Source organism: Winogradskyella sp. (assembly GCF_028289625.1).
Taxonomy (GTDB): Bacteria; Bacteroidota; Bacteroidia; order Flavobacteriales; family Flavobacteriaceae; genus Winogradskyella.
In genome coordinates this window covers 37572-45569 of record NZ_JANQOM010000047.1, presented here as the reverse complement: position 1 = coordinate 45569, position 7998 = coordinate 37572, and the positions used below count along the sequence as shown (strand labels likewise).

The following is a 7998-nucleotide window of genomic DNA, read 5'->3' as shown; positions in this document are numbered from 1 at the left end:
TTTGTGTTGGATATTAACGTTTAGAGAACTGGAATTTCTTACGCGCTTTCTTCTGACCGAATTTCTTACGCTCTACCATTCTTGGATCTCTAGTTAATAGACCTTCTGGCTTTAATATTGCTCTGTTTTCAGCATCAACTTCGCACATTGCACGAGATAATGCTAAACGTATAGCTTCCGCCTGGCCGGTGATACCACCTCCATATACGTTAACAGTAATATCAAAGTTGCCATCATTGTTAGTCATGACCAAAGGTTGATTGACTTTGTACTGCAATGGAGCAGTAGTAAAGTAATCTGCCATGTCTTTTTTGTTCACCGTAATGTTACCTTTTCCTTGAGCAACATATACACGGGCAACAGCCGTCTTTCTACGGCCAATTTTGTGAATTACTTCCATTAGTTAAATTCGTTTAAATTAATTGTTTTTGGTTTTTGAGCTTCATGAGCATGCTCAGCACCAGCAACAACAGTTAGATTGCGGAAAAGCTGTGATCCCAATTTGTTTTTTGGCAACATTCCCTTTACTGACTTTTCTACTAATCTGGTTGGGTCTTTCTCAAACATTTCAGTAGCAGTCAAGCTTTTTTGACCACCTGGATAACCTGTATGACGGACATAAGTCTTATCTGTCCATTTGTTTCCAGTTAAGTTGATTTTTTCTGCATTGATAATAATCACATTATCTCCGCAATCAACGTGTGGCGTAAAGTTAGGTTTGTGCTTTCCTCTCAATAGTATTGCTACTTTTGATGCTAAGCGACCTAAAGTTTGTCCATCAGCATCAACCAAAACCCACTCCTTATTAACGGTAGCTTTGTTGGCCGAAACTGTTTTGTAGCTTAATGTATCCACACCAATTTGATTTATAATCACGCAAAATGCGTGATAGATTAAACATTTCTCTTCCGAAAAAGAGTTTGCAAATTTACGATAACTTATTGGATTGGCAAACCTTGTTGAGGTTTTTTTTGGACTGGAAATCAGTAGTGTTAACCAAGTGTAAATCTAACATGATTAATTAAGGAACATATGCTCTTAATTAAAGACCTAATCTAACGGTACTATTAAAATCGGAACCTCTGTTTTTTTTACCAGACTGTCTGCAACACTTCCAAATATTGCCTTGTAAAAAATACCATGTGTCTGACGCCCAATTATGATGAGATCTATATTTAGTTTTTCGGTTTTATCAATTAAAGTGTCTACTGTTGTACCTTGAATCAACAACGCATCTGTTTCAACTCCTTTTTGCGTTAAGCTTCTCGCAAAAGTTTGAATTTGCTTGTGTTGTTCTCTGAGCTCTTCGGCACGGCTATCTCTTATGGATTGTGGACCAGCATCATAGCCTATGTAGTCTGGGTCTGGTGCAGCGACATGGATTAACCATACTTTTGAGTTGAACTTTTCTGCTATTTCGTAGGCTTTATCTAAAAGTAATTGTTCATTACCCTTAAAGTCTATTGGGAGTAAAATATTTTTCATGATTACATCTTTTAACATTAAACACCATTTGTGAAATACATGTTTTTAAGGTAACTAATATTTAAGATTTAAAAAATGACAAAAATCAATAGCGCTAAGAATAAGGCTATTTTTTCGATACTACAACGAGCTATTGTTTAGTAGCTCTTATTAGCCTATCATTTATGGATTTACCAAGACCGTAATTTGGCAAACGTTCCGCAATAATGATATCTAAATCGTGTTTGTCTAATTGGTGAAGGGCATCATAGAGTTTTGATGCAGCTTCTTCAAGGTCTTGGTCTTGCGTAAGTACAATTTTGAATTCAATAGCATCGTCATTCAAAATATCATTGTAAAGTAATAAACCTATACGCTTCCCCTGATGTTCCGTAATGGACTTTCGAAGATTATCCGTCAATACTGTTTTGGTTTTTGGCGCATAGTGACGCTCTAGCATTCCAGGAGAATTAGGTGTTACTTCCTTTTTGTTTTTTACTTCGACACTGCCAACGACACTCTCAATGTCTTCGATGGATGTCGATCCCAAACGATAGATAATAGGCTCATCGTTTTCAAAACCGATAATGGTAGATTCAATTCCTTTTTTACAAGGTCCTCCATCTAAAACCATCTTAATTTTATCTTTGAAATAAGCCTCTACGTGTTCGGCTGTAGTTGGACTAATACCACTAAACGGATTAGCGCTCGGTGCAGCCAAAGGGAAACTTAATTGATTCAATAATTCTAGAATTGTTGGATGATTAGGTATGCGCACAGCAACGGTATCTTTACCACCAGTAATTAAATCTGGAATCGTATTTTTCTTTTTCAATACCAAGGTAATGGGTCCAGGCCAAAACACATCTGCTAAAAGCCTTGCCTTTTCAGGAATTGATGCAACAATTTTATCTAAATAGTCTACAGATGGGATATGTACAATTAATGGATTAAAAAAAGGGCGTTGTTTGGTCTCAAAAATAGCAGTAATCGCTTTTTCCGAATAAATGTTACCTGCCAATCCATAAACCGTTTCTGTTGGGATGGCGACAAGTTCTTCGTTAGATAGTAGTTCTACTGCCTTTGATATATCTTTAGAAATAATAGACATCAGTTGCCTTATAATTTCTGCAAAAGTAGTTTTCTTTCTTTAGATTTAAAGGGAGAGTTGGATTTATCTAGTTCCTTTAGTTTGGTTATTGCTTCTTGCGTTTGTTTCTTTTTAATTAGAATTAAAGATAAATACCATAAAGTTTCATCCTTATAATCAAAGTCTTGTTGGTCTAATTCTGAAAGTTGGATTTGTGCTAAGTCATATTGACTCGAATTCAATAAAGACATGGCATAATAAAATCTAAGGTTAGAATTATTAGTGTCTTTTAAAATAACTTCAAATTTTTGAGCAGCTTCCACAAAACGATTATTCTCATATAGATCAAAAGCATTGTAAGCACTATTTTTTACTGTACCTCTTACAATAGGTTGCTCCACATTAGGATACGTATCGAAGTAGTCATTATATAATGAATCTGCCGATGGTCTCATTAAAAATGGTACGCAAAGTGCAATTATTAGTATTGCAACGGCCGAGTAGTAAAAGAGAGGTGTTTTATACCAAACTGTTTTTTTAATTTTAGGCTGGTCATCAATCGATTTTAAAAAATCTTTAAGTTGCTCTGCTTCATGAGACTTAAATGCCAAATTAAAATCTGAATACTCTTCAAACATCACTTTAAAATCACTATCGGTATCTAAAAGCAAGTAGAATTCCTTTTGTTCCTGTTCGGATAGTGTTTGCTTGAAATATTTTTTTAATAAGTCTTCCTTGTCCATAACTTATTTTGATTTCACTAGTGATTTTAGTCGTTTCATACACCTTGATTTATGACTTTTCACTGTATTGGCATCTTTATATTGCGTAAGGTCCACAATCTCTTGTATAGTTAAGTTTCTGTAATAAAATAAACGTAATAATTCTCTGCAACTTTCAGATATATTACCTATTAGCTCTGACAATTGTTTTTGATAATAATTTAGTTGATGCTCTTTAGTAATCACCTCCTCAGATTCTTCTATGTCGTTTTCAATCTTCAACCGTGTTTTATTAAGATTAGAAACCTTGTAAATCTTATGTTTCCCAATACCAAACAAATAGGTTTTGATAGTGCTATTACTTAATTCTAACTGGTTCATTACAAAGTTTTGATACATCGCTATGACAGAGTCTTGATAGATATCTAGAGCGTCATCAATATTTAAATCGTATCGTTTGCTAAAATTTAGAAACTCTGATTTATATGATTTATAAATAAACTCAAGTGCAGATTTATCATCAGCTCTAAGTCGCTGTTGTAAATCTTCTTCTCGAATATGCTCTACCATTTAGTTTGTTTTGACTAGGAAAGGTTAACAGTTAAAAACAAATATAAATTTTTTTAAGCTGCTGTTAACCTTTTTTCATTGAGATGTACCAAAGGTGTAATCAAACTAAAAATCATGAAAAAATTACTACTTATCCTTATCACTATTTCAATCTACTCCACTGGTTTTTCACAGATCTTTACAGTTAATGACATCACCTATTCTGTTATTAATACCACCGACGAGACAGTACAAGTCTTATCGGCACCTTGCCAAAGCATTGTGGATATTCCGGCTTCAGTAGCAAATGAAGGGACAGCCTATAGTGTTATTAGAATTAATGTCGATGTATTTAACAATTGCACTCTACTGACTGAAGTAACCATTCCAAATACTGTTACTTCTATTGGTCAATACGCATTTGCTGGTTGTACCAATTTATTAGAATTGGACTTGCCAGATAATCTACAGTCTCTTGGAAGAAACGCATTCACTAATTGTGATAGTTTACTATCGGTTGTAATTCCTGGATCACTTGAGACTTTAACAAGATATGCCTTTAACAGTTGTGATAACCTTAACGATGTGACATTAAATTCTGGTTTGGTAACAATTGATGAATTTGCATTTAGTAATTGCCAGAGTCTAGGGAGTATTGAAATTCCTAGTACCGTATCTACTATCGGGCAGTTTTCATTAGCGGCACCAGGTTTAACATCTATAACATTTGAGACTAATTCGGTATTAACAACAATCGATTTTGGCGCGTTCGCTGGTGCACCAATAACTTCGATTGACCTGCCAAATTCAGTTCAAACATTAGATGGTTACGTCTTTCGAAATTGTGCTTTTTTAACTGAAGTAGACCTGCCAGATTCTATTATTAGCATGGGCGAGCAAATCTATGAAAACTGTACATCATTGACGACCATCACAAATTGGCCAAGTCAAATTACAGTAATTCCAGATCAGACTTTTGAAGGTTGTGATAGTTTACAATCTGTAACTATTCCATCTAATATAGTTGTAATAGGTGAGCGAGCTTTTAGAGAGTGTGATTTATTGAATTCGGTTACGATTCCTGAAGGGGTTACAAGTATAGATAGATTAGCGTTTGAAAATACCCCAAGCTTAACAACAATTAGTTTACCAAATTCATTAACATCGATTTCAGAACGTTGTTTTAATAACTCTGGTCTTACCAACATAGCATTACCAAACACATTAATTTCAATAGGTGAACAAGGGTTTTCAAACTGTACAGCTTTGACCTCAATCTCTTTTCCAGCGTCACTGACTACCTTAGGAACTAGAGCTTTTGAAAACACTGGTTTAACGAGTGTAACAATCCCTAGCACAATAACAAATTTTGAGTTTGGCATCTTTAGAAATAACCCCAACCTGAATGAGGTTAATTTATCTGATGACATAACTGGCCTTGGCGAAAGCATGTTTCGAAATTGTCCATCATTAACTGAAGTTATATTACCAAGTTCTTTGTTAAGTATACCTAACAGTTTGTTGAGAGAATGTACAGGGATTAGCAATATTAATTTACCAGAGTCTATAACCTCAATAGGTTCAGATGCCTTTCATGAATGCACAAATCTTGAAGAAATTATTTTTCCAGAATCAGTAACAGCTATTGGAGCATTTAGCTTTTCCAAGTGTTATAGCCTTACAGATGTTACAATGCCTAATGTCAGTACTATTCCTCAAGGTGCTTTTTCAAGTTGTACTTCACTACAAAATGTCACATTCTCTGATTCTAATCAAATTATTGAAAACACTGCATTTCAAGGTTGTTCTGCGCTAACCAGTATAAACTTAAATGAAGGTTTAGAAGAGGTAGGAGTTTTAACCTTTTCATTTTGTGATAGTTTAGAGTCCATTAATATCCCATCAACGGTAACATCATTAGGGTCTTCTTTAGTTAGGAATAATTTTGCGCTAACAGAAGTTACCGTTAATTGGAATACTCCTTTAGCAATCAATGCCAATGTTTTTGATACTCTAGACCTTTCAACGATGACTTTAATGGTGCCGGATGGTACAGTATCTCTTTATAGTAATGTAGCTGTATGGCAAGATTTTGGGAATATAACTGCAAGTGTGCCTCAAGTCATTAATATTCCAGATCCAAATTTTGAACAGGCTTTGATTGATTTAAACATCGATTCAGATGGTGTGATTAATGGTCAAATGCTAGAGAGTGATGCATTAGGTGTCACAGATTTAGATATAAATAGTTATGCTATTTCGGATCTAACGGGTATCGAATTTTTTATAGATTTAGAAGTGTTAACAGCTTTCAATAATACTTTAGAGGAAGTAGACCTAAGCCAAAACGAACAGCTAACCACTATACTTTTGGCATTAAATAATTTAAACGAAATAGATCTTTCTAACAATCCTAATCTTATAAGTTTAAGTCTAAATGCTAATAATTTAAACGCTATCGATTTATCAAATAATCTACTTTTAACTCAAGTGTTTTTAAATGAAAATAACTTGACAACTATTGATGTTGCAATGCTTTCAAGTCTTCAGAACTTAGGTTTAAGCTCTAACAGTATTTTAGAGATTGACATAAGCCAAAATACAAATGTCACTACACTTTTTTGTAACGATAATGCTTTAGTGTCACTAAAAGTGAACAATGGAAATAATACAAATTTCTCAAATTTTGAAGCACAGAACAATATTGATTTGTTTTGTATTACAGTGGACAATGTAAGTTATAGTAATAGCAATTGGTTGAACGCAGAACCTCAATTCAATTTTGATTCACAATCTTTTTTTAATATCAATTGTGATAATTTAATCAATATTCCAGATCCAAATTTTGAACAGGCTTTGATTGATTTAAATATAGATTCAGATGGTATTATTAATGGATTTATGCAAGAAAGTGATGCCTTAGGTGTTACAGATCTTGATGTAAATAGTTATAATATATCTGATCTTACAGGGATTGAATTTTTTATTAATCTTGAAGTTTTGACGGCGTTTAATAATAATATAACATCTGTGGATTTAAGTCAAAACACCGATCTAACTACAATACTATTAGCTCTAAATAATCTAACAGAACTAGGCTTATCCAATCATTCAGATCTTATCAGTCTAAGTCTTAATGGTAATAGTTTAGATAGTTTAGATGTCTCTAGTAACTTACTCTTAACTCAGCTTTTTGTTAACCAAAACAATCTAACTGAGATTGATGTTACTATGCTTAGTAATCTTCAAAATTTGGGTGTGGTTGGCAATAATATTGTTGAGTTAAATATTAGTCAAAATTCAAACCTAACGACATTATTTTGTAATGATAACGATCTTGTCTCTCTCATTGCTACTAACGGAAACAACGTGAATTTTACAAACTTTGAAGCTCAGAATAATCCAGAGTTAACCTGTATTGAAGTAGATGATGTAGCTTATAGTAATACAAACTGGTCTAACGCAGAGCCACAATTTAATTTTGATTCACAGGTGAGTTTTGGGGCCGATTGTGCACCAAGTAATGATGACTGTATCGAAGCTCAACCGCTTACCTTAGGTGATATTGTTGCTGGTACTACGATAAGTGCAACTTCATCTGCTAGTTTTCCAAGTTGTCAAGAAGACACCATTGTTTTAATTGATGTCTGGTATCAATTTACTGCACCTTCTTCTGGATTAGTAACCGCAATAGCCAGTTCAGCATTAAACAACATTAATGTTAATATCGCTATTTATGACGATTGTAATCAGGTAGAACCTATAAGTTGTGACTCTGGTACAGTTGAGGTAACTGATTTAATTCCTGGTGAAACATATTATCTACAACTTTGGATAGGAGGTAATCCTGGCGGTCGCTCTGTGCAAAATCTCAATCTGGTTGGTGATTTTACTTTAGAACTATTAGATAGTACATTGTCAGTTGGAGAAAATGAAGCCTTAGAAACTTTAAAATTATATCCAAATCCTGCGCACGCTGAAGTTACGATTGAAACTAATGCTGCAATACAAAACATCGTGTTATTTGATATGACAGGGAAAGAGGTAATGATAGCAAAGGATATTAACCAACGAAACCATAGTCTTAATCTTGAAGGCTTATCAACAGGCTTGTATGTGCTACAAGTTAAGAATGAATCAACTGTAATTAACAAGAAGCTATTAATCAAATAA

At 34.0% G+C, this 7998-nt stretch carries 7 protein-coding genes; 1 reads left to right on the top strand and 6 read right to left on the bottom strand.

The features are described from left to right. Positions 1–13 precede the first annotated feature (13 nt). The 6 genes from rpsI to Q0992_RS10015 form a co-directional block, all read right to left on the bottom strand. Complete coding sequence (gene rpsI, locus Q0992_RS10040) at positions 14–400, bottom strand: 30S ribosomal protein S9 (protein WP_299523315.1); 387 nt, start codon at positions 398–400, stop codon at positions 14–16. Continuing rightward, positions 400–855, bottom strand: coding sequence for a 50S ribosomal protein L13 (rplM, locus tag Q0992_RS10035; protein ID WP_299523313.1), 456 nt, complete (start codon positions 853–855; stop codon positions 400–402). Before rplM ends, rpsI begins: the two co-directional genes overlap by 1 nt. 195 nt (positions 856–1050) lie before the next feature. After that, entirely contained in the window at positions 1051–1485 is a 435-nt protein-coding gene (locus Q0992_RS10030) for a universal stress protein (protein ID WP_299523310.1), read from the bottom strand. 130 nt (positions 1486–1615) lie between these two features. Beyond that, positions 1616–2575 (bottom strand): L-threonylcarbamoyladenylate synthase, encoded by a 960-nt coding sequence (locus Q0992_RS10025; protein WP_299523307.1) that lies wholly within the window; start codon positions 2573–2575, stop codon positions 1616–1618. Between the two features lie 8 nt (positions 2576–2583). Continuing rightward, positions 2584–3297, bottom strand: a complete 714-nt coding sequence (locus Q0992_RS10020; protein ID WP_299523304.1) for a hypothetical protein — start codon at positions 3295–3297, stop codon at positions 2584–2586. A 3-nt stretch (positions 3298–3300) separates the two neighbouring features. After that, a complete protein-coding gene (locus Q0992_RS10015) occupies positions 3301–3846 on the bottom strand; it encodes a sigma-70 family RNA polymerase sigma factor (protein ID WP_299523301.1) in 546 nt (181 codons plus the stop codon). Between the two features lie 114 nt (positions 3847–3960). Here Q0992_RS10015 and Q0992_RS10010 point away from each other — a divergent pair, with 114 nt between their 5' ends. After that, positions 3961–7998 carry a leucine-rich repeat protein gene (locus tag Q0992_RS10010; protein ID WP_299523298.1) on the top strand — a complete coding sequence of 1346 codons (4038 nt, stop codon included), beginning with the start codon at positions 3961–3963 and terminating at the stop codon, positions 7996–7998.